Raw genomic sequence first — 24,234 nt, 5'->3', positions numbered from 1 at the left:
TCCACCGTGACTGCCTATTCCACCGTCACGGACTTGGCGAGGTTGCGCGGCTGGTCCACGTCCGTGCCCATGATGACCGCCGTATGGTAGGCGATCAGCTGGACCGGGATGGAATAGACCATCGGGCACACGGTCGCCGGCATCTCGGGCAGGATCAGCTTCTGCACCGCATTCACCGGCGCCGCCTCGGCCCCCTTGGGGTCGGTGACGAGGATGATCTTGCCGCCGCGCGCCGCCACCTCCTCCATGTTGGAGACGGTCTTGTCGAAGATGCGGTCGTGGGGGGCGATCACCACCACCGGCATCTTCTCGTCGATGAGGGCGATGGGGCCGTGCTTCAGCTCGCCGCCGGCATAGCCCTCGGCGTGGATGTAGGAGATTTCCTTGAGCTTCAGCGCCCCTTCCAGCGACAGCGGATAGTTCGTCCCGCGGCCGAGATAGAGCACGTCCCGGGCCTTCGCGAGGGTGCGGGCCAGCACCTCGATCTCCGGCGAGAGCTTCAGCGCCTCCGTCATGAGGCGCGGCACTTCCATGAATGCGCGCACCAGCTTGTGCTCGTCATCCGCCGACAGCACGCCCTTGGCGCGGCCGAACGCGACGGACAGGCAGGCCAGCGTCGCCAGCTGGCAGGTGAAGGCCTTGGTGGAGGCGACGCCGATTTCAGGGCCGGCGAGAATGGGCAGCACAACGTCCGCCTCGCGGGCGATGGTGGAGGTGGGCACGTTCACCACGGCCACCACCTTCTGCCCGCACTCCTTGGCGTAGCGCAGGGAGGCCAGCGTGTCCGCCGTCTCGCCCGACTGGGAAATGACGATGGTGACGCCGCCCGGCGCCAGCGGCGTCTCGCGGTAGCGGAACTCGGATGCGATGTCGGTGGAGACCGGCACGCGGCCGAACCGCTCCAGCCAGTATTCCGCCACTGCGCCGGCATAGAGCGCGGTGCCGCAGGCGGTGATGGAGATGTGTTGCACCTCCTTCGGGTCGAACGGCAGCTCGGGCAGGCAGACGGTCTCGGTGTCGAGATCGAGATAATGGCCGAAGGTGTGGGAGATGACCTCGGGCTGCTCGTAGATCTCCTTCGCCATGAAGTGGCGATGGTTGCCCTTGTCCACGAGCAGGGCGCCAGCCGGCACCTTCTGCACCGCGCGCTCCACGATGCGCCCCGTCTCGTCGCGGATTTCCGCGCCCTCGCGGGTCAGCACCGCCCAGTCGCCCTCTTCCAGATAGGCAATGCGATCGGTGAACGGGCCGAGAGCGATGGCGTCCGAGCCGAGGAACATCTCGCCATTGCCGTAGCCGATGGCGAGGGGAGAACCGCGGCGGGCGGCGATCAACAGGTCGGTCTTGCCGTCGAACAGGAAACCGAGGGCGAAGGCGCCCTTGAGGCGCGGCAGCACGGCCGCCACCGCCGCCACCGGCTCCTTGCCGGAGAGCAGCTCGCGGTCCACCAGCTGGGCGACGACCTCGGTGTCCGTGTCGCTCCTGAAGGTGACGCCGGCGGCCTTCAGCTCTTCCTTCAGCTCGCGGAAATTCTCGATGATGCCGTTGTGGACCACCGCCACGCGCTTGGTGCCGTGGGGATGGGCATTGCGCTCGGAGGGCTTGCCGTGGGTCGCCCAGCGGGTGTGTCCGATGCCGGCGTGGCCCTTGAGCGGGTGCTTGTCGAGCTTTGTCTCGAGATTGCGCAGCTTGCCTTCGGCGCGGCAGATCTCGAGGTGCCCGTTCTCCAGTGTCGCGATGCCGGCGGAATCATAGCCGCGGTATTCCAGGCGCCGGAGGGATTCGACCACCTTGTCCGCGACGGCGCTCTTCCCCAGAATGCCGACGATCCCGCACATGCGATCTAGCTCCGATGTTGGCGGCGCCCCGGTTGGGCCCGGCTGATTGTCGCGTCCAAGGTGCACTGCAAAAACTGAATGGACCGTTCCTAACCCGCAAGTCCTACCCCCCACGGGGCCGGAGCCGGAATCACATCGCCTTTCCGTTGGTGTCAGGCGAAGGCTACTTCTTCTTCGCGTCGGCCCGGGCGGCGCGGAAATCCTTGGCCCAGCCGTCCTTCACCACCTGCCGGCTGCGGGCGATGGCGAGGGCATCCTCCGGCACATCCGAGGTGATGACGGCGCCGGTGCCCACATAGGCCCCCGCCCCGATCGTCACCGGGGCCACCAGCGCCGAATTGACGCCGATGAAGGCACCCGCGCCGATCTCGGTGCGATACTTGGAGAAGCCATCATAGTTGCAGGTGATGGTGCCGGCGCCGAGATTGGCGCCCGCGCCCACGTGGGCATCGCCGACGTAGGAGAGGTGGTTCACCTTGGCGCCGCTCTCGATATGGGCGGCCTTGGTCTCCACGAAATTACCGATGCGCACGCCCTCATCCAGCCGCGTGCCCGGCCGCAGCCGCGCATAGGGACCGATGGAGACGCCGGGCGCGAGCTGCGCGCCTTCGAGGTGGCAGAAGGCGTGGATCACCACATCGTCACCGACGGTCACGCCCGGCCCGAACACCACGTTGGGCTCCACGATCACGTCGCGGCCGAGCACGGTGTCGGCGGAAAAGAACACCGTCTCCGGCGCGATCAGCGTGGCGCCCTCGGCCATGGCGGCGAGCCGCAGGCGCTTCTGCAGGATGGCCTCGGCCTCGGCGAGCTGGATGCGGCTGTTGACGCCGGCCACCTCGTCCACATCCGCCTTCGCCGCGACCGCGGCGCGCCCGTCAGCGCGGGCGATCTCGACGGCGTCGGTGAGGTAATATTCGCCCTTGGAATTGGCGTTGCCGATCCGGTCGAGGATGGAGAGCGCATCCTTGCCCGAGAGCGCCATCAGCCCGGCGTTGCAGAAGCGAACCGCCTTCTCGGCGGCGGTCGCGTCCTTCTCCTCGCGGATGGCGACGAGTTCGTCGCCGGAGGTGACGAGACGGCCGTAGCCGGTGGGGTCTTCCGGCTCGAAGCCGAGCGCGGCGACGGCAGCGCCCTCGGCCAGCGGGGCCCGCAGGCGGGCGAGGGTTTCGGGGCGCACCAGCGGGGTGTCGGCATAGAGCACGAGCACGTCGTCGGCGCCCTGTTCCAGCGCGGCGCGGGCGGCGAGCACGGCGTGGGCGGTGCCGAGCCGCTCGGTCTGCACGAACACCTGCGCGTCCGGCACGATGCGCGTCGCCTCGGCGGCGACATCCTCGCGGCCGGGGCCGACCACCACGGCGGTGCGGGTGGCGCCGGCGGCACGGGTCGCCGCCAGCACATGGTGGAGCATGGTGCGGCCGGCGACCTTGTGGAGCACCTTGGGGAGGCGCGACTTCATGCGCGTCCCTTCCCCGGCGGCGAGCACCACCACGAGCAGGCTCCGGTCACTCATCGCGATTCCTCCGCGGCGCTAACGTTCCGCCCCCATTACCCCGCCGCCGCAGCAAGCGGAAGCGGGGAGGACGCGAGACGCTGGCGCGCCGCAGATGGCGATTTTCAGGCGCCGCGAGTCCAGCGCACGGTCGCCTCGGCGACGCGGCGGCCGAGATGGGCGGCGGTGCGGCGGTCGGTGGCGGGCGGCACCACGTCCGGGCCTTCATCGATGTTGGACTGGGCATAGGCGCCGGCGAAGCCGCCGAGGCGGTTCAGGTCGTCCAGCGAGCCCTTGGAATTGTTGTTGCCGGGATGGAGGCCAAGGCCCACCCAGACCATGCCGTGCTGCTGCGACAGGCCGAACATCGCGTGGATGCCCTGGTGCTTGTCGCCGTTCTGCGCGCCGGAATTGACGAAGCCGGCGGCCAGCTTGTCCTTCCACTTCATCTCGAACCAGCGCTTGGACGACTTCTCGGCGAACGCCTGGAAGGCAGCGGAGACGTTGCCCATGTAGATCGGCGCGCCGAAGATGATGGCGGCGGCGCCGTCCAGCACGTCCCACTTCTCGTCCACTTCGTCCACGGAGACGAGGACGCCCTCGACCGCATCGACTTCCTTGATGCCGGCGAGCACGGATTCAGCCACCACCTTGGTGTGGCCATAGCCCGAGTGATACACGATCGCGACGACTGGCTTCGACATGACACGTCTCCCCGTTGGGTTCGCCACCGGTTATGCCGTGCATGAATGCCTACATCCAGCCGTAAGATCGCAATCCAGCCTTGCGTTTTCGCAAACGCACGACGGCGTGCTCAGCCGCACGTTCAGCCGCCTTTGGGGAACTCCAGCCCCATCTCGCGATAGCGCTCGGGATCATCCGCCCAGCTCTCGCGCACCTTCACGAACAGGAAGAGATGCACGGGCTGCTCGATGATCTCGGAGATCTCCTTCCGGGATTCGGACGAGATGGTCTTGATGGTGTTGCCGCCCTTGCCGAGCACGATCTTCCTCTGGCTTTCGCGCTCCACGAAGATCGTCTGCTCGATGCGCACGGAGCCGTTGCGCAATTCCTTCCAGCTCTCGGTTTCCACCGTGGAGCGGTAAGGCAGTTCGTCGTGCAGGCGCAGGAACATCTTCTCGCGGGTGATCTCGGCCGCGAGCATGCGCATGGGCGCATCCGAAACCTGATCCTCGGGATAGAGCCAGGGGCCTTCCGGCACCGTCTCGGCGAACCAGCGGCGGACGTCGTTCACGCCGTCGCCGGTGAGCGCGGAGACCATGAACACCCGGTCGAACGGCGCCCGCTCGGTGATCGCGGCGGCGAGCGCCAGCAGGCTGTCGCGGCGGATCAGGTCGATCTTGTTGAGGATGAGCGCGCGCGGCTTGCGGATGTCCTTCAGCTGACCGAGCAGCGCCTCGATGTCTTCGTCGAGTCCGCGGTTGGCATCCACCAGCAATGCGATCACGTCGGCGTCGGCGGCATGGGTCCAGGCGCTCGACACCATCGCCCGCTCCAGCCGGCGCTTGGGCGCGAAGATGCCGGGTGTGTCCACCAGCACCACCTGCGCCGCGCCGTCCAGCGCGATACCGCGCACGATGGAGCGCGTCGTTTGCACCTTGTGCGAGACGATAGACACCTTGGTGCCCACCAGCGCATTGGTCAGCGTGGACTTGCCGGCATTGGGCGCGCCGAGCAGAGCCACGAAGCCACAGCGCGTCGGGCCTTGGAGCGGCGCAAGAGGAGCGCGCTCGGCGCGATCCAGCTCGTCGTCGAAATCGTCGTCCTCATCGTCCTCCGGAAGATCGTCGTCCGGAAGATCATCGGAGAGTTCATCCTCCGCGATATCCTCTTCGGCGACATCCTCGTGCGGCGCGGCGGCGGCGAGGGCTTCCTCTTCCGCAACGGCAGGATGTTGATCCGGGGCGGCCGTGTCGGCGCCCGCCTTCTTCCTCGGTGCCATCAGGCCTCGTCCTTCTCCCAAACGCCCTCACGGACGAGGAAAGCGGCGGCAGCCGCCTTCTGTGCATTCTGCTTGGAGGCGCCATCCGCCTGCGCCGAAGCGAGGCCGGGCAGGTCCACCGCCACGGTGAATCGGGGCGCGTGGTCCGGGCCGGAGCGCATCACCTCGCGATAGACGGGCGGCGGCAGGCCACGGGCCTGGGCCCATTCCTGCAGCACAGTCTTGGCATCGCGCAGCGGCCGGCGCGGGGCCTCCAGCCGCGGACGCCAGAACCGCTCCACCAGCGCGTGGGCCGCCTCATACCCACCGTCGAGGAACACCGCCGCGACCACACCCTCGGCCACGTCGGCGAGGATGGCGCGGCGCTTGTGCGCGCCGGACTGGCTTTCGCCGGGACCGAGGCGGATGAACGGGCCGAGGTCCATGTCCTCGGCGACCTCGGCGCAGGCTTCCTCACGCACCAGCTCAGCGAGCCGGCGCGACAATTCCCCCTCCTCGCCTTCCGGGAAGGCGAGATAGAGCATGTGCGACACCACCGAGCCGAGCACGTGGTCGCCCAGGAATTCCACCCGCTGGTAGGAGCGCAGGCGCGGCGCCTCGCCCTTCACGGCACTGATGTGGGACAGGGCCAGCTCAAGCATCGAGCGATCGCGGAAGCGGTAGCCGATCCGCTCCTCGAGATGGGCGAGATCCTGCCCCGCCCCGTTCAATGCACCCGTGTGAACAGCCGATCCCATCGCACCGTCCAAGGCCATGTCCAAACCTGCCACGCAGAAGCGCCCTCGTCGATCGAGAAGAAGATCAGCTGCGCCTTGCCGATGAGATTCTCGAACGGAACATAGCCCACCTGGCTCAGCACGCGGCTGTCGGCGGAATTGTCCCGGTTGTCGCCCATCATGAAGAAGTGCCCGAGCGGCACTTCATAGACGGGTGTGTTGTCGTAGAAGCCGTTGTCCACCAGGTCCAGCGTCTCGTAAGAGACGCCGTTCGGCAGCGTCTCGCGCCAGCGCTTCACCGGCACCTTTCGGCCGGAGCCGTCGTCCTCGCTCACGTCCGACAGGCGCTCGCGCTGCACCGGCACGCCGTTGATGTGCAGGAGACCGTTGATCATCTGGATCTTGTCGCCGGGCATGCCGACCACGCGCTTGATGTAGTCGGTCTCGTTGTCCTTGGGCAGCTTGAACACCACCACGTCGCCGCGCGTCGGCTCGGACCCGAAGATGCGGCCGGAGAACAGGTTGGGCGAGAAGGGAATCGAGAAGTGGGAATAGCCGTAGCTGTACTTGGAGACGAACAAATAGTCGCCGATCAGCAGCGTGTCCTTCATCGACCCGGAGGGGATGTTGAACGGCTGGAAGAGGAAGGTCCGGATCACCAGCGCGATCAGCAGCGCGTGGACAATCACCCGGACGGTTTCGAGAAAGCCGCCGTCCTTCTTGGAATCGCTGGTCGCGGTCATCGGGTGTCCAAGGTTTCCCAAATGAGGCGCAGGGTACGACAAACTGCGCCGAAACTGAGGAGATACCGGCAGATGCGCGCCGGTCTCGACAGGCAAGACCGCCCCTATAGAGGCTTCGCGGCCTCCCGGCAACGCACGCCCTCGACCTCCTCCAGCGTCAGGCGCCGGAGCGGGGCACCGCCGAGATGATGACATAGGCGGCCGTCAGCGGCCCCTCGTCGGTGAGGGAGAGGTGGATGTGCGGCTCGTACCCCTGCGGCACCATCTGCGCGAGCCGCAGCGCGGCCCCGCCCGTCAGCACCAGCGTCGGCTGGCCGGATGGCAGGTTGACGACGCCCATGTCGCGCCAGAACACGCCCCCGCTCAGCCCGGTGCCGAGCGCCTTGGCGCAGGCCTCCTTGGCGGCGAAGCGCTTGGCATAGGTCTCCGCCCTCAGCTTGCGCCGGTCCGCCTTCGCCCGCTCCACGGGCGTGAAGACGCGGTTCAGGAACCGGTCGCCGAACCGCTCGATGGATTTGGCGATGCGACGCGCATCCGAGAAGTCGGAGCCGATGCCGAGGATCATGCCGCCTCGCCCGTTGCGGCCGCGCGCCCGGCGGCGATGGCCGCCCGCATGGTGCGGATCGCCGCCTCCAGCCCGACGAAGATGGCCTCGCCGATCAGGAAATGGCCGATGTTCAGCTCCACGATCTCGGGAAAGGCCGCGATGCGCTCAGCCGTGGCGTAATCGAGCCCGTGGCCGGCATGGACTTCGAGCCCCAGCGCATTGGCTTGCCGCGCCCCGGCCTTGAGGCGCGCGAACTCGGCTTCCGCCTCGGCCGTGCGGCCTTCCGCAACCGCGTCGCACCATCCCCCCGTGTGCAGTTCCACGATATCGGCGCCGAGCGCGGCCGCCGCGGCGATCTGCCTCTCCTCAGCCGCGATGAAGAGCGAGACGCGGATGCCCGCCGCCTTCAGCCGGGCGATGCGCGGGCCGAGTTCGGTCGCAAGCCCCGCCGCATCGAGCCCGCCCTCGGTGGTGCGCTCCTCCCGCCGCTCGGGCACGAGGCAGCAGGCATTGGGGCGGACGGAGACGGCGATGCCCACCATCTCCTCGGTGGCGGCCATCTCGAAATTGAGCGGCAGGTCGATCTCGGCCTTCAGCCGCGTCATGTCGGCATCGCGGATATGGCGCCGGTCCTCGCGCAGATGGGCGGTGATTCCATCGGCGCCCGCCGTGGCGGCGAGACGGGCGGCGCGCACCGGATCCGGCAGCAGGCCGCCCCGCGCGTTGCGCACGGTCGCCACGTGGTCGACGTTCACCCCGAGCCGCACCGGCTTCAGCACCGCCATTTCGCTTGCTCCCGTCCGCGCCGGCCTCAGCCGTTCACGCGCTCCACCTGCGAGACCACCTCGCGGGCCTTGAGATCGGCGATGATGGCGTTGAGGTGCCTGAGGTCGAACACCTCCACGTCGATCACCATCTCGTGGAAATCCGCCGAGCGGGCATGCATCTGCAGCCCGTCGATATTGCCGCCCCGGTCACCGATGGCACCGGCGATCTGCGCCAGCGAGCCGGGTTCGTTGCGGGCGGTGACGATGATGCGGGCGGGGAAGCGCCCGTCGGACAGCTCGTCCACGTCCCACCGCACGTCCAGCCAGCGTTCGGGCGCGTCCTCGAACCCCTGCAGCGACGCCGACTGGATGGGATAGATGGTGATGCCCTCACCCGGCGTGAGAATGCCGACGATGCGATCGCCCGGCACGGCGCCGCCATCCGGCGCGAAGCGCACGGGCAGGTCGCCGTTGATGCCGCGGATGGGAATGGCGTCGAGCCGTTCCGACGTGGCGCCCTCGGGGATCTTGAACTTGAGGTTGTGGCCGCGCTTCAGCTCGAACCAGCCTTCGCCACTGGCGGCGCGCTCCGCCCGCTCCTCGGGGCGGGGCGGCACCCAGTCGGGATAGACGGCGCGGATCACGTCGTCGGTCTTGATCTCGCCCCGGCCAATGGCGGCGAACACATCCTCCGCCGATGCGCGGGCGAGCCGGGGCGTGGCCTTGGCCACCCCATCCTCGGTAAAGGGTTTGCCGACGCGGGTGAAGGCGCGTTCGGTGATCTTGCGGCCGAGGCCGGCATATTGCGCGCGCACGGCGGCACGGGTGGCACGGCGCACGGCGGCGCGGGCCTTGCCGGTGACGGCGATGGTCTCCCACGCGCCCGGCGGCGTCTGCGCCTTGGAGGTGATGATCTCCACCTCGTCGCCGTTCTTCAGCTCCGACACCAGCGGCGCGATGGTGCCATTGATCTTGCAACCCACGGCGGTATTGCCCACGTCGGTATGCACGGCATAGGCGAAATCGATGGGCGTCGCCTTGCGCGGCAAAGCGATGAGTCGCCCCTTGGGGGTGAAGCAGAACACCTGATCGTGGAACAGCTCGAGCTTGGTGTGCTCCAGGAATTCCTCGGGCGAGAGCCCCTGCGACAGGTTCTCGATGGTCTTGCGCAGCCAGGCATAGGCGCGGCTTTCGTGGGAGAGCATCTCCCCTGGCGCGCCCGAGGCATCCTTGTAGAGGGCATGGGCGGCGATGCCGTATTCGGCGATCTCTTCCATGTCCTTGGTGCGGATCTGCATCTCGACGCGCTGGCGGCGCGGGCCGACCACGGTCGTGTGCAGGGAGCGGTAGTCGTTGGGCTTGGGGGTGGAGATGTAGTCCTTGAAGCGGCCCGGCACGATGGCCCACTTGGTGTGGACGACGCCCAGCGCCCGGTAGCAGTCCTCCACCGAGGAGACGAGCACGCGGAAGCCGTACAGGTCCGACAATTGCTCGAAGCCGATGGCCTTGCGCTCCATCTTGCCCCAGATGGAAAAGGGCCGCTTCTCCCGCCCCTTGACCTCGGCGACGATGCCGCGCCGCTCGAGTTCGTCCTTCAGCTCCCGCTCGATCTCCTGCACCACCGGGCCGTTGAACTGCCTCAGCTCGGAGACGCGGGTGGTGATGCTCTCATAGGCTTCCGGGGAGAGCTGGCGGAAGGCGAGATCCTCCAGCTCCTCGCGCATGTCCTGCATGCCCATGCGGGCGGCGAGCGGCGCGTAGATGTCCAGCGTTTCCTGCGCCACCCGGTCCCGCTTCTCCGGCGGCACCCATTTCAGGGTGCGCATGTTGTGGAGGCGGTCGGCGAGCTTGACGAGGAGCACCCGCACGTCGTCGGCGATGGCGAGCAGCAGCTTCCTGAGATTCTCGGCCTGCTTCGCCTGCTTGGAGACGAGGTCGAGCTTCTTGATCTTGGTCAGCCCCTCCACCAGCGTCGCGATCTGGTGGCCGAACAGCCGCTCGATCTCCGCCTTGGTGGCGCTGGTGTCCTCGATGGTGTCGTGCAGCAGGGCCGAGACGATGGTGGCATCGTCCAGCTTGAGATCGGTGAGGATCGCCGCGACTTCGAGCGGGTGGGAGAAATAGGGATCGCCGGACGCACGCAGCTGACTGCCGTGCGCCCTCATGGCGTAGACATAGGCGCGGTCGAGCAGCGCCTCGTCGGTGTTGGGATTATACCGTCGAACGCGCTCGACGAGTTCGTATTGGCGCATCATGGCCGGAACGATCCGTCGCAGCACGGCGGAGCAGGCTCAGCGCGCCCGCCCCATCCTTGTTGAACCGTAGATATCATGCGGAGGGGCGGGATACGCAAGTCATTGTCACTGCATGGGTGTGGGAATGTCGCGCATGCCTTGAGCCGCCTCGCTCCCCCTCCCCATACGGAAGAGGGAGGCGCCAGTCTCACGGCAGAAGCAGCGTCGCCCCGGTGGTGTTGCGGCCTTCGAGGTCGCGGTGCGCCTTCTGCGCGTCCTTCAGCGCGTAGGTCTGGTGGATCGGGATCTTCACCGCGCCGGTCAGCACCGCCTCGAACAAATCGTTGGCGGTGGCGATGAGATCGGCGCGCTTGGCGACGAAGGTGGCGAGCGTCGGGCGGGTGGCGAACAGCGAGCCCTTGGCCGACAGGTGCAGCAGGTCGAAGTTCTTGATGGCGCCAGAGGCGTTGCCGAAGCTCACGAACAGGCCGAGCGGCTTCAGGCAGTCGAGGGAGGCGGGATAGGTCGCCTGACCGACGCCGTCATAGACCACGTCGCACAGCTTGCCGGAGGTGATCTCCTTCACCCGGTGAACGAAATCCTCGTCCCGGTAGAGAATCGCCTCGTCGCAGCCGTTGGCGAGGGCAAGCTCGGCCTTGTCCTTGGAACCCACGGTGCCGATCACGGTGGCGCCCAGATGCTTCGCCCACTGGCACAGGATGAGGCCGACGCCGCCGGCGGCGGCCTGCACGAGGATCACGTCGCCCGGCTTGATGTGGTGGGTACGGCGCACGAGATACTGCGCCGTCATGCCCTTGAGCATCATGGCCGCTGCGGTGCGGTCATCGATGGCGGCGGGCAGGTGGACGAGCGTGGCGGCGGGGACGTTCCGCACCTCGGCATAGGCGCCGATGGTCATGGCATAGGCCACGCGGTCGCCAGGGTGGAAGTCGGTCACGTCGGGACCGACCGCCTCCACGACGCCAGCACCCTCATTGCCGGGAATGAAGGGCATCGTCGCGGCCTTGTAGAGGCCGGTGCGGAAATAGACGTCTATGAAGTTGAGGCCGATGGCGGTGTGGCGCACCTGCACCTGACCGGGCCCGGGCGGGGGAACCACCACCTCTTCATAGGTGAGCACCTCGGGACCGCCCGTCTGATGCACCTGAACCGCATGGACCATGACCACCAACCCCTATCCTCCCGAGATGGCCCGGATCATAGGGCGGGCCGGGTCGGCTGCAAGCGGCGTCAGCGGCCTCCCGAGATCTTGAGCACCGCGCCCGTGGTATAGCTCGCGGCCTCCGACAGCAGGAACAGCACCGCCTCGGCCACCTCCTCGGCCGTGCCGGGCCGGCCGATGGGGATGGAGGGCGCGAGTCGCTCCAGCCGCCCGACGACGCCGCTCGTGTCGTGGATGTCGGTAGCGATGAGGCCCGGGGCGATCGCATTCACCCGGATGCCCTCGCGCGCCACCTCGCGTCCGAGACCCAGGGTGAAGCTGTCGATGGCCCCCTTGCTGGCGGCGTACCAGACATATTCCCCCGCCGAGCCCAGCGTCGCCGCCATGGAGGAGATGTTGACGATGGCGCCGCCCTTGCCGCCCCGCGCGGTCGACATGCGGCGCACGGCCTGCTGCGCCACGAGGATCGCGCCGGTGACGTTGAGATCGATGACGCGGGCCATCTCGGCCGGGTCGGCATCGGCGAAGGGACCGGCGCGGCCGGTGATGCCGGCGTTGTTCACGAGGTCGGTGACGGCACCGAGATTGGCGTCCACCTCCTCATAGAGACGCGTGATGTCCTTCGGCCGGGCCATGTCGCCCTTGACGACCAGCACCTGCGCCCCGAGCGCCCGCGCCTCGGCGGCCACATCGTCCGCCGCCGCCGCGTCACGGGTGTAGTTGATGGCGATGCGCCCGTAGCCGGCTTCCGCCGCACGCCGCACGCAGGCCGCACCGATGCCCCGGCTGCCGCCCGTGACCAGCAGAACCTTGTCCGCGTTCATTGCTCGCCTCCCCTGTGCAGCACGATCCGCCTCTTGCGCCTGCCGGCGGCGGCGACGTTCAGCACCTCCACCATCACCGAGAAGGCCATGGCCGCATAGATGTAGCCCTTGGAGATGTGGGCGCCGAAGCCGTCGGCCACCAGCGTCACGCCGATCAGCACGAGGAAGGCGAGCGCCAGCATCTTCGTGGTGGGGTGGGTGGCGATGAAGGCGGAGAGCGGCCCGGAGGCCACGAACATGATGCCGACCGCGATGATGACGGCCAGCACCATGATGGCGAGATGCTCCGCCATGCCGATGGCGGTGAGGATGGAATCCACCGAGAAGACGAGATCGAGCAGGATCACCTGCACGACGATCCCGGCGAACGCCCGCTTGGCCGCTCCGGCGATGGCCTCCTCGCTCGGTTCGTCCTCGCCTTCGAGGGCGCCGTGCATCTCGGACGTCGCCTTGGCGATCAGGAAGGCGCCGCCGCCGATAAGGATGAGGTCGCGCCAGGAAAATTCGTGGCCGAATGCCGTGAAGAGCGACTGCCGAAGCCCGATCAGCCAGGAGAGGGCGAACAGCAGCCCGATGCGCAGCAGCAGCGCCGCGGAAAGGCCGATCTGCCGCGCCCGCAGCGCCTCGGCCGGCGGAAGGCGCTGCACCACCAGCGAGATGAACACGACATTGTCGATGCCGAGAACGATCTCCATCGCCGTCAGCGTCACCAGCGCCGCCCAGGCTTCCGGCGACGTGATCCAGTCCAACATCGGCGCACTCCCCTGCCCCAGATTCGCGAAGGCTGATCGCAACGCGGCGGGACCGCAAGTGCACCTGCACTGGTCCGGGGCCTCATCCCGCACGTATCCGCGGCATCTCCGCAGCTTTCGCCGCGGCAGACTCGGCTCTAGTGTCCCGTGATCCGACCATGAGGAGGCAGCGATGGAACACGACGTGATGCACGAGGTGGTCGTCGTCGGCGCGGGTCCCGCCGGGCTTGCCACCGCCATCGGCCTCGCCGCGCGTGGCGTCTCGACCGCGCTCGTCACCGGCCCCGATCGCGGCGCGGATCACCGCACCACGGCGCTGCTGGAAGGCTCGGTGCGCATTCTGGAGGAGTTCGGCGTGTGGTCGCAGATCGCGCCCCGTGCCGCGCCGCTGCGCGACATGCGCATCGCGGATGCCACGCGCCGGCTGGTCCGCGCGCCGGAAGTGACCTTCCGCTCCGCCGAGATCGGCCTCGACGCCTTCGGCTACAACATCGAGAACGACGCCCTGCGCAACGGTCTCCTCGCCGTCGCGATGGAGATGCCGAACCTCCACATCGCCCGCACCTCCGTGGAGCGCATCGATTTTGGGCCGGATGCCGTGACACTGAACCTTGCCGACGGCACCCGCCTCGCCGCCCGGCTCGTCGCCGGAGCAGACGGGCGGCAATCGACCGTGCGTGCCGCCGCCGGCATCAAGATGCGCAACCGCGCCTATCCGCAGGTGGCCTTCACCGCCACGGTGCAGCACACGCGGCCCCATGAGGACACCTCCACCGAATTTCACACCGAGAGCGGCCCCTTCACTCTGGTGCCGCTGACGGGCGACCGCTCCTCCATCGTCTGCGTGGTCACCGAGCGCGAGGCCATCCGCCTGCTCGGCCTCAGCGATGAAGCCCTGGCGCGGGAGCTGGAGGCGCGGGCCTCCTCCGTGCTCGGCCGGTTCGAGATGGAAGGCGGCCGCGGCGCCTTCCCGCTGGCGGCGGAGACGGCGGAAAGCCTGGTCGGCGACCGCATCGCGCTCTTGAGCGAAGCCGCCCACATCATGCCGCCCATCGGCGCGCAGGGGCTCAATCTCGGCCTCAGGGATGCGGCGGCATTGGTCGCTCTCGCGGCGGACGCGGTGGCGACGGGGCGCGATCCCGGCAGCCGCGAGGTGCTCGCGCGCTATGCGGACAAGCGCCAGCGCGACATCAGCGGCCGCATGACGGCCGTCGATCTCCTCAACCGTTCGCTGCTGTCCGATCTCGTGCCGGTACAGAGCGTGCGCGGCTTCGGCCTGTACCTGCTCGATCGCGTCGGCCCGCTGCGGCGGAGGCTGATGCGCCTCGGCATCGGCGACAAGGCTGCATAAGGCGGGCCGCGTGAGGCTCAGAACAGGCTGAGCGGGATGAGGTGCTCGCGCAGCAGATAGAGCATCAGCGTCACCGTGACGACCGACGACAGGGTGCCGAGGAGGACGGCGGTGGACGCCTCCTCCACGAACACATGGTATTGCCGCGCCAGCACGAACACGTTCAGCGCCGGCGGCAGCGCGGCCATGAGCAGCAGAGTCTGCTCCCACACCGGCGAGAACGGCCCGAACACAGAGAGCGAGACCAGCGCCACGAACGGATGGACGAACAGCTTCAGGCTCAGGAGCGGCGCGAGTTCCACCGGCACCCGTTTCAGCGGCCGCAGCGCCACGGTCACGCCAAGGGTGAACAGGGCGCAGGGCGCGGCCGCGTTCTTCAGATAGTCGAGCATCCGCGAGAGGGCGTCCGGCTCCTTGAACTCGAACGCCGCCGCCAGCACGCCCAGCAGGGTGGCGATGTTGAAGGGGTGGGTCAGCACCCTTTTGGCGATGAGCACGAAGGTGTGCCCGAGGCTCTCCCCCCGCCCCCGCGTCGCCATCAGCAGCGGCACGACGGTGAAGAAGAACATGCTGTCGGTGGCGAAGATAAGCGCCGCGGGGCTGGCGGCGGCTTGCCCGAAGGCGGCGAGCGTCAGGCCCGGCCCCATGTAGCCCACATTGGCATAGGCGCCGGCCGTGAGCGCGATGGCCGCCTCGCCGATATTCCCCTTGCGAAACCACAGGCCGACGCCCAGCGCCAGCAGGGACATGGTGGCGGTGGAGGCCAGCACGGCGAGTATGAAGGCCGGATTCGCCAGCTCGTGGAACGGCGTCTGCGCCACGATGCGATAGAACAGCGCCGGCAGCGCCACATAGATGATGAAGAAGGAGAGCCAGGCGAGCCCCGCCTCCGGCAGCTTCACCCTGCGGCCGCAGAAATAGCCGAGGAGAATCAGGCCGAAGAACGGAAAGGCGAGGCCGAAGAGGTCGCTCATGATCGCCGGAGGCTGGCCGGAAGGCGGAGAAAGGAGGCAGCGGGTACCCCCTTCCTACAAATCCCTGCGAAGGATGGAAAGCGCGGGCGCGCCGATCAGCGCGGCGGCGTCGCTGCCTTGCCCATCAGATGCCGCACCGCATAAAGCTCCGGATAGAGCCGGTTGCGGAACTGGCTCGCCGCCGGCTCCACCGTCGCAAGCAGGCGATCGATGGCACCCGAGCGGGGCGTGTCGGCCCAGGCGCGGCGGGCGATGGGGCGGTCGTCGAGCCAGAAGGGGCTCCAGTCGAGCGTGGTCTCGATGAGTTCGCGGGCGAAGTCCGGCCCTTCGTCGAGAGAGCCCTGCATCACCACGTCGATATAGGACTGGAGCAGCGGAAAGTTCACGTCCGGCCGCTGGAGGTCATCAGGCCCCTTGCCGGCGGATTCCTTGGGCACATAGACCCAGATCTTGCCGACGCGCGGTAGGCCTTCCCAGTCGATGGCCTCCACATGGGCCTGGTCCAGCTCTACCCGGTCATAGCCGCCCTCACGGGCGTCGAAGGACGCAAGCTCGGCTTCGTCCTTCACCGGGAAGATGACGCCGTTGATGCTGCCCGGCTCCTCGCCCGGCATCCGCGGCCGGATGCCGAGGGCGGTGAACCCCGCCGTGCCTTCTCGCGGAGTGAAGCGCGAGGCCCACGAGCGCACATAGCCGAAGCTGCCCGCGATTCGGGCGGCAATGGCTGGCACAGGGCGGCCGGACGTCGCGGTCCGGGACGGCCCGCTGATGAGGGAGCCGTAGCCGAACAGGAACTCGCGCGGGGCATTGGCGAGGCGCTGGCCCCAGAAGTCCTTTGCCGTCGCCGGCAGGGTGGAAGAAGCCGCCAGCCCGGCGAGACCGCCGAGCACACCGCGCCGCGTAAGTGTCATGCCTCGATTCCCCCTGCCCGACGGGCGCCAGCCCGGTCGCCCTGAAGTCGTGTTGCGCAGGCCGGCCACCTATGCTGCATTGCAATCAACAGGTTCTGCGGGGGGTTATATGCCCCCTGCCTGCATCCACACGGGGGGACTCATGAAGCTGCCGCGCCAATTCTTCAAGCCGCTCGCCATCGGCGCGCCCGCACCATATCGCGAGCTGCCGGTGCGGCTTGAGCGCATGATCCATTTCGTGCCGCCGCACCTGGAGAAGATGCGCGCCAAGGTGCCGGATATTGCCAAGCAGGTGGACGTGGTTCTCGGCAATCTGGAGGACGCGATTCCCTCCGATGCCAAGGAAGCCGCCCGCAAGGGCTTCATCGAGATGGCCAAGGCCACCGATTTTGGCTCCACCGGCCTGTGGACCCGCATCAACTGCCTCAACAGCCCGTGGGTGCTGGACGACATCATCGAGATCGTCAGCGAGATCGGCAACAAGCTGGACGTCATCATGCTGCCCAAGGTCGAGGGCGCCTGGGACATCCACTATCTCGACCAGCTCCTCGCCCAGCTCGAGGCGCGCCATTCCATCCAGAAGCCCATTCTCATCCACGCCATTCTTGAGACCGCCGAGGGCGTGAAGAATGTGGAGGAGATCGCCGCCGCCTCTCCGCGCATGCACGGCATGAGCCTCGGCCCGGCCGACCTTGCCGCCTCGCGCGCCATGAAGACCACCCGCGTCGGCGGCGGCCACCCGGACTACAAGGTGCTGGCCGACCCGGACGGCGACAAGCCGCGCATCGGCTACCAGCAGGACCTTTGGCATTACACCGTCGGCAAGATGGTGGACGCCTGCGCCGCCAACGGCATCAAGCCCTTCTACGGCCCGTTCGGCGACTTCGCGGACCTCGCCGCGTGCGAGAGCCAGTTCCGCAATGCCTTCCTCCAGGGCTGCGTCGGCGCCTGGTCGCTGCACCCCACGCAGATCGAGATCGCCAAGCGCGTCTTCTCGCCGGATCCGGGCGAGGTGGCGTTCGCGCTCAAGATTCTCGAAGCCATGCCGGACGGCGCCGGTGCGGTGATGATCGACGGCAAGATGCAGGACGATGCCACCTGGAAGCAGGCCAAGGTGATCGTCGACCTTGCCCGCATTGTCGCAGCCAAGGACCCGGAAATGGGCAAAGCCTACGGATTGTGAGAGAATTGATTAACCAACGGCCGCGGCGAAGGTCGCCGCGGCTCTTCCACCCGGTGTCGGGCGGAGCGGAAAAAGTCAGGAAGAGGCGGGATATGGCCAGCCAGGACAAAGCGCGCGCAAAGCCCGCAATCGTTGCTCCCATTGGCGACGGCATCCCCGAAGACCCCACGCATTACGCTGCGTCAGAACTCGGTGCCGGCATGCGGCAGGCGAAATTCCGCATTGGCGAGGTGGTGCGCCACAAGCACTTCCCCTTCCGGGGCGTGGTGTTTGATGTGGACCCGGTGTTCGACAATACCGAGGAGTGGTGGCTCTCCATTCCCGAGGACATCCGCCCCCACAAGGACCAGCCGTTCTACCATCTGCTCGCCGAAAACGCGGACAGCGAATACGTCGCCTATGTCTCCGAGCAGAATCTGGAGCGCGACCCCTCCGAGGAGCCGGTGCGCCACCCCAAGGTCACCGAGGCGCTTTCCGAGGACGGCGCCGGCGGCTGGCGGGTGCGGCCCGATCTGGTGAACTGACGAGCAGTTCACGCGGCGCTTGAGCCAATAAAAAACCCCCGGCCACAAGCCGGGGGTTTTTCTTTTGGAGAGAAAGCGACGGCGTCTGCCGCCGGCTCACTTCTTGGCGGGATCGGCCGCAGGCGCCGCCGGGGCGGGTGCGGCAGGAGCCGCGGGAGCGGCCGGGGCGGCGGTCTTCTCGATCTTCGCGTCGGCGCGCAGCTTCGTCACCATGTCGGCCTGCGCCTTGCGGACGAGATACTGCTCAACCTGGTCCTCGACCTGCTCATAGGACGGCACGGCCTTCTGGCGCTTGTCCTCGACCTTGATGACGTGCCAGCCGAACTGGGTCTTCACCGGATCGGAGACCTGACCCTTCTCCAGCTTGAACGCCGCCGCGGCGAATTCCGGCACCATCTGGTCCTTGGTGAAATAGCCGAGGTCGCCGCCGTCCTCGGCGCTGTCCTTGGAATTTTCCTTGGCGAGCTTGGCGAAGTCCTCGCCGGCCTTGGCCCGCTTGGCGATATCCTTGGCCTTGGCCTCGTCGTCCACCAGGATGTGACGGGCGTGGACTTCCATGTCGGCGGGCGCCGACTTCACCAGCTCGTCGTAGGTCTTGCGCTTGAGCTCGGCGGAAACGGCCTTCTTGGCCTCCTGCATCATGAGCGCTTCCATCAGCGCCTTCATGCGGGCGTAGGCGAGGCGATTCTGGAACTCGGGGGTCTGGTCGACCTTCTGCGCCTCGGCGGCCTTGGCGATGAGGGTCATGTCGGTCAGGAACGACAGGACGTATTCGTCGCGGGCCGGGCCGCGCACTTCGGGCGGCAGGCCGGAGCCGATGTCCTCGATGGCGATGTTCAGCTCGCTCTGGCGGATTGGCGTACCGTTGACGGTGACGAGGACCGGATCGGCGGCGGGCGCCGCCGCAGGGGCCGCTGCGGGTGCAGCCGCAGGTGCCGGGGCCCCCTGCGCCAACGCCGCCCCGACGGAAGCCGCGGAAACCGAGGCCGCGAGCAGGGCGGCGAAGAGGGAAAGCTGAGCGGAACGCTTCATGGGGCCGTTTTCCTCGGATATGTGTCGTCGGATGCGCCGATGCGCGCGCAACCTTGCTCACGTGTCCTCCTCTGACAAGAGGGCATTGTTGCGGCATACCCGCGACCGGAAAACGCACGGCGGGGCTTTCGTTCCCGCGCGCGAGCCTGTATAAGGCGCGCCTTCAATCGGGAATGCTGGCCCACGGGCGAGCCCCGCGCACTGCCCTCACGCAGTTCGCAACCGGGCTCGAGACGAACGCGTACAGGCTTCGTCATCCGTCTTCGGGCTCGGCGCGCACCGATCACAAGTTCGAAAAGCCGCAAGGGCGCCAGCCGGCGCGCTCGCATGTTGCGCCAGTTGGCAGTTCAGTTGGCTCGTTACGCCGTTCAGGAGTTTGGACAATGGCTGTCCCGAAGAGAAAGACCTCGCCGTCCCGTCGCGGCATGCGCCGTTCGGCCGACGCGCTGAAGCAGCCCACCTATGTGGAAGACAAGGATTCGGGCGAGCTGCGCCGTCCGCACCACGTCGACCTGAAGACCGGCATGTATCGCGGCCGGCAGATCCTGAAGCCCAAGGCCGAGGCCTGAGCTTCACGTCGCGGTGGCCCTCACGGCCGCCCGCTGCAGCGCCGGCGCACGCCGCCGGCGCGCCTACCCTCTTCAGGGGTGATTCCCGCCGCCGCAACCGCTGAGCGATTCGCTTTTCCCTGCGGGCGGGCCAACTGAATCCCATCATCATTCATTAACGCTGACCGGCGCGCGACATCGCGCCCGTGCCGTTGCGTTCGCGATGCGGCCGCCCCGTCGCGGCCCTGCCCGGCGCTTGATTCTCCCGGCATCGGCCCGAGGCGGACGGCCGGCAGGCGAAATCCCCCGATGCCTCCGCATTCGTGACATTCGGCGCCCGATGTGTCATCGCATCGGCGGAGCCGGGATGGCGCCATGGGCGAAGGCCCTGGGCATTTTCCCGGCTGAGCGGCCCCGAGGAGCACCAATGCTGACGCCCGTCCCGTTGCTGATCGTCCCCCTCGCCCTCTACAACATCATGGTCTTTCTGATGCCCGGCACGGAATGGACCACCGTGCTCACCACGGTCGAGATGATGTCGGGCGCCCACTGGACGATCACCCTCGCGGAAGGGTTCATCGCTCTGAGCCTGTTCTTCCTGTTCTTCGAGATTCTGAAGTCGACGCGCATCAGCTCGCGCTCGATCATCGATCACATGCTGTCGATGCTGGTGTTCGCGGCAGGCCTGGCCGAGTTCCTGCTGGTGCGCCCGGCCGGCAACTCGGTATTCGCAATCCTGCTGTGCATCATGCTGCTGGATGTGGTGGCCGGCTTCTCGGTCTCGATCCGCGTCGCCCAGCGCGATTTCACGGTCGACCCGCGCGGGCAGCAGTAAAAACCCCGGCACCGCGGCCGGACTTGAACCGGCACTCGCGAATCCTTCGGTCCAAACCGCCGGCCCCCGCAATGGGCGGCCGGCGTCGGTTTCTCAGCTCCCGCTGCCTTCCTTCGGGCTGCGGATCTCGCTCGGCGCATCGTTCTTGGCGACGAGCTTGGGCTCGGGCTTCGGAACGAGCTGCTCCAGCTTCGCCTGCATATCGGCCATCTGGCGCTTCAGAGCGTCAAGCTCGTCCACCCGCTCGGGCTGCGGCGCAGGCTGCGCAGGTGCAGCAGCCGGAGTGGTCGCGGTCCCGGCCGGCTCATCCCCCTTGGGGAAGGGTAGGAACATGTGGAAGGCGCGCTCGAACACTTCCATGTTGCGACGCACCGTCTCGTCCAGACCGGCGAACGGCGCGCCCGGCACCGGAAAGGGCGTCCCCGCGAGCGTCTGGGAGAGATGATCGCGGAACTTGCCCTGATCCTTGGTGAAGCTGTCGATGGACGCTTCCAGGTACCGCGGAACCAGCATCTGCATGCTGTCGCCGTAGAAGCGGATGATCTGGCGCAGAAAAGCGATGGGCAGAAGGTTCTGCCCCTTGTTTTCCTGCTCGAAGATAATCTGCGTCAGTACCGAATGGGTGATGTCCTCGCCGTTCTTGGCGTCGTACACCACGAAATCCTCGCCTTCCTTCACCATGTTGGCGAGGTCTTCGAGCGTCACATAGGTGCTCGTCCCCGTGTTGTAGAGACGGCGGTTCGCGTATTTCTTGATGGTGACTGGCTCTTGCGTTTTTGCCATCGTCCGGTCATCCGTTTCCTTGGGCGGAACGGCAGGTTAAGGCGTTTCCAAGTGCAGAGCTACCACTTTGTGTGCGCTGCCCATCCCTCCTTTCGCAGCGCAGACTCCGCCCTTTGCCGAAGCGCGCCGGGCCTGCGGCCGACCAAGGTTGAATAGCTGCTTTTGACCGGCCCCCTTGCCATGCGATGGGTCATTGACACATGGTCCGGCCCGGACACGATAGAGGTCAAGCCTTCCCACTCGCCATTCGGCAAAGAGGCGCGGAGCCACCCGCCCGATCTTCCCAGGAGAGACTTCCATGAAGGACGAGGTCGTCATCGTCGCCGCCGCGCGTACCCCTGTCGGGTCGTTCAACGGCGCGCTCGGCACGCTTCCCGCGCATGAGCTCGGTGCCATCGCCATCAAGGCCGCCCTCGAGCGCGCCGGCGTGGCGCCGGCCGCCGTGAGCGAGGTGATTCTGGGCCAGGTGCTCACCGCCGCCCAGGGCCAGAACCCCGCCCGCCAGGCCTCGATCAAGGCCGGCGTGCCCATCGAGGCGCCCGCCTATGAGGTGCAGATGGTGTGCGGCTCGGGCCTGCGCTCCGTCGCGCTCGGCGCCCAGGCCATCGCCAACGGCGACAGCGAGGTCGTGGTGGCCGGCGGCCAGGAATCCATGAGCCAGTCCACCCACGCCGCGCACCTGCGCAACGGCGTGCGCATGGGCAACGCCGACTTCGCCGACACCATGATCAAGGACGGCCTGTGGGATGCCTTCAACGGCTACCACATGGGTGTGACCGCGGAGAACGTGGCCAAGGAATTCCAGATCACCCGCGCCGAGCAGGACGAGTTCGCGGTCGCCTCCCAGAACAAGGCCGAGGCGGCCCAGAAGGGCGGCAAGTTCAAGGACGAGATCGTCCCCGTCACCATCTCCAGCCGCAAGGGCGACGTGGTGGTGGATCAGGACGAGTACATCCGCCACGGCGCCACCATCGATGCGATGACCAAGCTGAAGCCCGCCTTCGCCAAGGACGGCACCGTGACTGCCGGCAACGCCTCTGGCATCAATGACGGCGCCGCCGCCGTGGTGCTCATGAGCGCCGCCCGCGCCAAGGCCGAGGGCAAGACGCCCCTCGCCCGCATCGTCTCCTGGGCGCAGGCCGGCGTCGATCCGTCCGTCATGGGCACGGGCCCGATCCCGGCCTCCAAGCTGGCGCTGGAGAAGGCCGGCTGGTCCAAGGACGATCTCGACCTCATCGAGGCCAACGAGGCGTTCGCCGCCCAGGCCATCGCCGTCAACAAGGGCCTCGGCTGGGATACCTCCAAGGTCAACGTGAACGGCGGCGCCATCGCCATCGGCCATCCGATCGGCGCCTCGGGCACCCGCATCCTCGTGACCCTGCTGCACGAGATGCAGAAGCGCGATGCCAAGAAGGGCCTCGCCACCCTCTGCATCGGCGGCGGCATGGGCATCGCCATGTGCCTCGCACGCGATTGAGTTGCCTCGCGCGCGACTGAGCGCGCGTCGTTTCAGGCAACCGGACGGGAGGCCACGCCCCAGGCCCCACCGTCCGGAACAGGGCCGCGACCTTCGATCGCGGCCCTCCGTTTCCGAACGGAAATACCGACTTGCTACACACCGCCCGAGCGTGGCTCGACCCGCTTGGGCTGGGTGGGGGAGTCTCCAGGTCGAGCCAATAGAGTGAAGTGAAGGAGGGAAACCATGGGACGCGTCGCATTGGTCACGGGCGGCACGCGCGGTATCGGCGAGGCAATCTCGGTGGCACTGAAGGCTGCCGGAAAGACCGTCGTCGCCAATTTCGCGGGCAATGAAGAGGCCGCGAAGGCCTTCACCGAAAAGACCGGCATTCCCGCTTACAAGTGGGACGTGTCCGATTTCGAGGCCTGCAAGGCGGGGATCGCCAAGGTGGAGGCCGAGGTCGGCCCGATCGAGATCCTCGTCAACAACGCCGGCATCACCCGCGACGGCCAGTTCCACAAGATGTCGCTTGAGCAGTGGAACGCGGTGATCAACACCAACCTCAACTCCGCCTTCAACATGACGCGCAACGTCATCGAGGGCATGCGTGACCGCAAGTTCGGCCGCATCGTCTGCATCTCGTCGATCAACGGCCAGAAGGGCCAGTTCGGCCAGACCAATTATTCGGCCGCCAAGGCCGGCGAGATCGGCTTCGTGAAGGCCCTCGCGCAGGAAACCGCGAAGCTCGGAATCACGGTGAACGCCATCGCCCCCGGCTACATCGCCACCGAGATGGTGCGCGCTGTGCCGGCCGAGGCGCTGGCCAAGATCGTGGCGACCATCCCCGTCGGCCGCCTCGGCGAGCCGGAGGACATCGCCCGCGCGGTGGTCTTCCTCACCGCCGACGACGCCGGCTTCATCACCGGCTCGACCATGACCGTCAACGGCGCGCAGTACATCTGCTGATCGCGCCATCCGGCGACACAAGACGGCCCGTGTCCCCTCGGACGCGGGCCGTTTGCGTTTCAGACCACCAGTGTCTCAAGCAGCGCCCGCACCGGCGCAGGGATCGGCACCGGCCGCTGGGTCGCCCGCTCCACATAGACATGGACGAAATGCCCCTGCGCCGCCGCGCTCGGGTCATCGCCCTGGAACAGGGCGATCTGGTAGCGCACCGAGGACGAACCCAGCTTCGTCACCCGCATGGCGGCCTTGACCGGAGCCGGATAGGTGAGACTGCGGAAATAGATGCAGCGCGTCTCCACCACGAGGCCGATGACCGGGCTCGTCTGCGGGTCCAGCAGTCCGGCCGAGACGAGATGCTCGTTCACCACCGTGTCGAAGTAGGAATAATAGACCACGTTGTTCACGTGCCCGTAGACGTCCACGTCCATCCATCGGGTCGTGATCGGCAGCACATGCCTGAAGCCGTCGATCGTCACGGGCTCCTCGCGCGCCGCCGTGGCCCCTCCTGCGCCCGTCCCTGCCCCACCGCTCATTCCAGCCTCCCAATCGCATCCGCCGCCATTTAGAGGGAGCGGATGGGCGAGGCCAAGGGCGAGAAGCAGGCAATGC

24 protein-coding genes are annotated in these 24,234 nt (G+C 67.5%); 7 read left to right on the top strand and 17 right to left on the bottom strand.

Annotated features, from left to right (window positions below):
- Positions 1-14: 14 nt before the first annotated feature.
- The 12 genes from glmS to A37E_RS0120680 form a co-directional block, all read right to left on the bottom strand.
- Positions 15-1,838: a glutamine--fructose-6-phosphate transaminase (isomerizing) gene (gene glmS / locus A37E_RS0120735; protein ID WP_029558375.1), complete on the bottom strand. Its 1,824-nt coding sequence runs from the start codon at positions 1,836-1,838 to the stop codon at positions 15-17.
- A gap of 163 nt (positions 1,839-2,001) precedes the next feature.
- Positions 2,002-3,351, bottom strand: coding sequence for a bifunctional UDP-N-acetylglucosamine diphosphorylase/glucosamine-1-phosphate N-acetyltransferase GlmU (gene glmU / locus A37E_RS0120730; protein WP_029558374.1), 1,350 nt, complete (start codon positions 3,349-3,351; stop codon positions 2,002-2,004).
- 104 nt (positions 3,352-3,455) lie between these two features.
- A complete protein-coding gene (locus A37E_RS0120725) occupies positions 3,456-4,034 on the bottom strand; it encodes a flavodoxin family protein (protein WP_029558373.1) in 579 nt (192 codons plus the stop codon).
- A gap of 122 nt (positions 4,035-4,156) precedes the next feature.
- Positions 4,157-5,293: a GTPase Era gene (era, locus tag A37E_RS0120720; protein WP_245279394.1), complete on the bottom strand. Its 1,137-nt coding sequence runs from the start codon at positions 5,291-5,293 to the stop codon at positions 4,157-4,159.
- Positions 5,293-6,030, bottom strand: a complete 738-nt coding sequence (gene rnc / locus A37E_RS0120715; protein ID WP_051460874.1) for a ribonuclease III — start codon at positions 6,028-6,030, stop codon at positions 5,293-5,295. Before rnc ends, era begins: the two co-directional genes overlap by 1 nt.
- The gene (gene lepB, locus A37E_RS0120710; protein WP_029558371.1) at positions 6,000-6,752 is read right to left on the bottom strand and encodes a signal peptidase I; all 753 of its coding nucleotides are present in this window, start codon (positions 6,750-6,752) and stop codon (positions 6,000-6,002) included. The genes rnc and lepB overlap by 31 nt, the downstream gene beginning before the upstream one ends.
- A 157-nt stretch (positions 6,753-6,909) precedes the next feature.
- Positions 6,910-7,317 (bottom strand): holo-ACP synthase, encoded by a 408-nt coding sequence (gene acpS / locus A37E_RS0120705; protein WP_029558370.1) that lies wholly within the window; start codon positions 7,315-7,317, stop codon positions 6,910-6,912.
- Positions 7,314-8,084, bottom strand: a complete 771-nt coding sequence (locus A37E_RS0120700) for a pyridoxine 5'-phosphate synthase (protein WP_029558369.1) — start codon at positions 8,082-8,084, stop codon at positions 7,314-7,316. Before A37E_RS0120700 ends, acpS begins: the two co-directional genes overlap by 4 nt.
- 26 nt (positions 8,085-8,110) lie before the next feature.
- The gene (locus A37E_RS0120695) at positions 8,111-10,321 is read right to left on the bottom strand and encodes a bifunctional (p)ppGpp synthetase/guanosine-3',5'-bis(diphosphate) 3'-pyrophosphohydrolase (RefSeq protein ID WP_024279205.1); all 2,211 of its coding nucleotides are present in this window, start codon (positions 10,319-10,321) and stop codon (positions 8,111-8,113) included.
- Positions 10,322-10,508: 187 nt separating this feature from the next.
- Positions 10,509-11,483 (bottom strand): quinone oxidoreductase, encoded by a 975-nt coding sequence (locus A37E_RS0120690; protein ID WP_029558368.1) that lies wholly within the window; start codon positions 11,481-11,483, stop codon positions 10,509-10,511.
- Positions 11,484-11,551: 68 nt separating this feature from the next.
- The gene (locus A37E_RS0120685) at positions 11,552-12,307 is read right to left on the bottom strand and encodes an SDR family oxidoreductase (RefSeq protein ID WP_029558367.1); all 756 of its coding nucleotides are present in this window, start codon (positions 12,305-12,307) and stop codon (positions 11,552-11,554) included.
- Positions 12,304-13,059 carry a TerC family protein gene (locus tag A37E_RS0120680; RefSeq protein ID WP_029558366.1) on the bottom strand — a complete coding sequence of 252 codons (756 nt, stop codon included), beginning with the start codon at positions 13,057-13,059 and terminating at the stop codon, positions 12,304-12,306. Before A37E_RS0120680 ends, A37E_RS0120685 begins: the two co-directional genes overlap by 4 nt.
- Before the next feature lie 172 nt (positions 13,060-13,231).
- Here A37E_RS0120680 and A37E_RS0120675 point away from each other — a divergent pair, with 172 nt between their 5' ends.
- The gene (locus A37E_RS0120675; RefSeq protein ID WP_029558365.1) at positions 13,232-14,410 is read left to right on the top strand and encodes a UbiH/UbiF family hydroxylase; all 1,179 of its coding nucleotides are present in this window, start codon (positions 13,232-13,234) and stop codon (positions 14,408-14,410) included.
- A gap of 17 nt (positions 14,411-14,427) precedes the next feature.
- Here A37E_RS0120675 and A37E_RS0120670 read toward each other — a convergent pair whose 3' ends face one another.
- Both A37E_RS0120670 and A37E_RS0120665 read right to left on the bottom strand, forming a co-directional pair.
- The gene (locus A37E_RS0120670; RefSeq protein ID WP_024279210.1) at positions 14,428-15,384 is read right to left on the bottom strand and encodes an AEC family transporter; all 957 of its coding nucleotides are present in this window, start codon (positions 15,382-15,384) and stop codon (positions 14,428-14,430) included.
- A gap of 95 nt (positions 15,385-15,479) precedes the next feature.
- Positions 15,480-16,295, bottom strand: a complete 816-nt coding sequence (locus A37E_RS0120665) for a gamma-glutamylcyclotransferase family protein (protein WP_245279393.1) — start codon at positions 16,293-16,295, stop codon at positions 15,480-15,482.
- A 142-nt stretch (positions 16,296-16,437) separates the two neighbouring features.
- Between A37E_RS0120665 and A37E_RS0120660 the strand changes: the two genes are divergently transcribed.
- On the top strand, positions 16,438-17,478 hold the full coding sequence (locus A37E_RS0120660) for a CoA ester lyase (protein WP_029558363.1): 1,041 nt from the start codon (positions 16,438-16,440) through the stop codon (positions 17,476-17,478).
- A gap of 200 nt (positions 17,479-17,678) precedes the next feature.
- Positions 17,679-18,002, top strand: coding sequence for a heat shock protein HspQ (hspQ, locus tag A37E_RS0120655; RefSeq protein ID WP_024279213.1), 324 nt, complete (start codon positions 17,679-17,681; stop codon positions 18,000-18,002).
- A 96-nt stretch (positions 18,003-18,098) separates the two neighbouring features.
- Here hspQ and A37E_RS0120650 read toward each other — a convergent pair whose 3' ends face one another.
- Positions 18,099-19,034, bottom strand: coding sequence for a peptidylprolyl isomerase (locus A37E_RS0120650; RefSeq protein ID WP_029558362.1), 936 nt, complete (start codon positions 19,032-19,034; stop codon positions 18,099-18,101).
- A gap of 383 nt (positions 19,035-19,417) precedes the next feature.
- Here A37E_RS0120650 and rpmF point away from each other — a divergent pair, with 383 nt between their 5' ends.
- Positions 19,418-19,603 carry a 50S ribosomal protein L32 gene (gene rpmF, locus A37E_RS0120645; RefSeq protein WP_024279215.1) on the top strand — a complete coding sequence of 62 codons (186 nt, stop codon included), beginning with the start codon at positions 19,418-19,420 and terminating at the stop codon, positions 19,601-19,603.
- A gap of 406 nt (positions 19,604-20,009) precedes the next feature.
- Positions 20,010-20,417, top strand: a complete 408-nt coding sequence (locus tag A37E_RS0120640) for a hypothetical protein (protein ID WP_024279216.1) — start codon at positions 20,010-20,012, stop codon at positions 20,415-20,417.
- 93 nt (positions 20,418-20,510) lie between these two features.
- On the opposite strand, the gene phaR is transcribed toward A37E_RS0120640, so the two are convergent.
- A complete protein-coding gene (gene phaR, locus A37E_RS0120635) occupies positions 20,511-21,200 on the bottom strand; it encodes a polyhydroxyalkanoate synthesis repressor PhaR (RefSeq protein WP_024279217.1) in 690 nt (229 codons plus the stop codon).
- Positions 21,201-21,498: 298 nt separating this feature from the next.
- Here phaR and A37E_RS0120630 point away from each other — a divergent pair, with 298 nt between their 5' ends.
- Together A37E_RS0120630 and phbB are read left to right on the top strand one after the other, a co-directional pair.
- Positions 21,499-22,677, top strand: coding sequence for an acetyl-CoA C-acetyltransferase (locus A37E_RS0120630; RefSeq protein ID WP_029558360.1), 1,179 nt, complete (start codon positions 21,499-21,501; stop codon positions 22,675-22,677).
- Positions 22,678-22,902: 225 nt separating this feature from the next.
- Positions 22,903-23,625, top strand: a complete 723-nt coding sequence (gene phbB, locus A37E_RS0120625) for an acetoacetyl-CoA reductase (RefSeq protein WP_029558359.1) — start codon at positions 22,903-22,905, stop codon at positions 23,623-23,625.
- Positions 23,626-23,684: 59 nt separating this feature from the next.
- Here phbB and A37E_RS0120620 read toward each other — a convergent pair whose 3' ends face one another.
- Complete coding sequence (locus A37E_RS0120620) at positions 23,685-24,158, bottom strand: thioesterase family protein (protein WP_051679225.1); 474 nt, start codon at positions 24,156-24,158, stop codon at positions 23,685-23,687.
- Positions 24,159-24,234: the final 76 nt, after the last annotated feature.

The organism is Xanthobacter sp. 91 (genome assembly GCF_000702385.1).
Taxonomy (GTDB): Bacteria; Pseudomonadota; Alphaproteobacteria; order Rhizobiales; family Xanthobacteraceae; genus Xanthobacter; species Xanthobacter aminoxidans.
Note: the sequence above shows the minus strand (reverse complement) of the source record. Positions and strands in the feature narration are given on the sequence as shown.

Bases quoted from the DNA above. Each gene is read 5' to 3' on its own strand.
- glmS (WP_029558375.1), bottom strand. From the start codon at position 1,838: ATGTGCGGGATCGTCGGCATTCTGGGGAAGAGCGCCGTCGCGGACAAG.
- glmU (WP_029558374.1), bottom strand. From the start codon at position 3,351: ATGAGTGACCGGAGCCTGCTCGTGGTGGTGCTCGCCGCCGGGGAAGGG.
- A37E_RS0120725 (WP_029558373.1), bottom strand. From the start codon at position 4,034: ATGTCGAAGCCAGTCGTCGCGATCGTGTATCACTCGGGCTATGGCCAC.
- era (WP_245279394.1), bottom strand. From the start codon at position 5,293: ATGGCACCGAGGAAGAAGGCGGGCGCCGACACGGCCGCCCCGGATCAA.
- rnc (WP_051460874.1), bottom strand. From the start codon at position 6,030: ATGGGATCGGCTGTTCACACGGGTGCATTGAACGGGGCGGGGCAGGAT.
- lepB (WP_029558371.1), bottom strand. From the start codon at position 6,752: ATGACCGCGACCAGCGATTCCAAGAAGGACGGCGGCTTTCTCGAAACC.
- acpS (WP_029558370.1), bottom strand. From the start codon at position 7,317: ATGATCCTCGGCATCGGCTCCGACTTCTCGGATGCGCGTCGCATCGCC.
- A37E_RS0120700 (WP_029558369.1), bottom strand. From the start codon at position 8,084: ATGGCGGTGCTGAAGCCGGTGCGGCTCGGGGTGAACGTCGACCACGTG.
- A37E_RS0120695 (WP_024279205.1), bottom strand. From the start codon at position 10,321: ATGATGCGCCAATACGAACTCGTCGAGCGCGTTCGACGGTATAATCCC.
- A37E_RS0120690 (WP_029558368.1), bottom strand. From the start codon at position 11,483: ATGGTCCATGCGGTTCAGGTGCATCAGACGGGCGGTCCCGAGGTGCTC.
- A37E_RS0120685 (WP_029558367.1), bottom strand. From the start codon at position 12,307: ATGAACGCGGACAAGGTTCTGCTGGTCACGGGCGGCAGCCGGGGCATC.
- A37E_RS0120680 (WP_029558366.1), bottom strand. From the start codon at position 13,059: ATGTTGGACTGGATCACGTCGCCGGAAGCCTGGGCGGCGCTGGTGACG.
- A37E_RS0120675 (WP_029558365.1), top strand. From the start codon at position 13,232: ATGGAACACGACGTGATGCACGAGGTGGTCGTCGTCGGCGCGGGTCCC.
- A37E_RS0120670 (WP_024279210.1), bottom strand. From the start codon at position 15,384: ATGAGCGACCTCTTCGGCCTCGCCTTTCCGTTCTTCGGCCTGATTCTC.
- A37E_RS0120665 (WP_245279393.1), bottom strand. From the start codon at position 16,295: ATGACACTTACGCGGCGCGGTGTGCTCGGCGGTCTCGCCGGGCTGGCG.
- A37E_RS0120660 (WP_029558363.1), top strand. From the start codon at position 16,438: ATGAAGCTGCCGCGCCAATTCTTCAAGCCGCTCGCCATCGGCGCGCCC.
- hspQ (WP_024279213.1), top strand. From the start codon at position 17,679: ATGCGGCAGGCGAAATTCCGCATTGGCGAGGTGGTGCGCCACAAGCAC.
- A37E_RS0120650 (WP_029558362.1), bottom strand. From the start codon at position 19,034: ATGAAGCGTTCCGCTCAGCTTTCCCTCTTCGCCGCCCTGCTCGCGGCC.
- rpmF (WP_024279215.1), top strand. From the start codon at position 19,418: ATGGCTGTCCCGAAGAGAAAGACCTCGCCGTCCCGTCGCGGCATGCGC.
- A37E_RS0120640 (WP_024279216.1), top strand. From the start codon at position 20,010: ATGCTGACGCCCGTCCCGTTGCTGATCGTCCCCCTCGCCCTCTACAAC.
- phaR (WP_024279217.1), bottom strand. From the start codon at position 21,200: ATGGCAAAAACGCAAGAGCCAGTCACCATCAAGAAATACGCGAACCGC.
- A37E_RS0120630 (WP_029558360.1), top strand. From the start codon at position 21,499: ATGAAGGACGAGGTCGTCATCGTCGCCGCCGCGCGTACCCCTGTCGGG.
- phbB (WP_029558359.1), top strand. From the start codon at position 22,903: ATGGGACGCGTCGCATTGGTCACGGGCGGCACGCGCGGTATCGGCGAG.
- A37E_RS0120620 (WP_051679225.1), bottom strand. From the start codon at position 24,158: ATGAGCGGTGGGGCAGGGACGGGCGCAGGAGGGGCCACGGCGGCGCGC.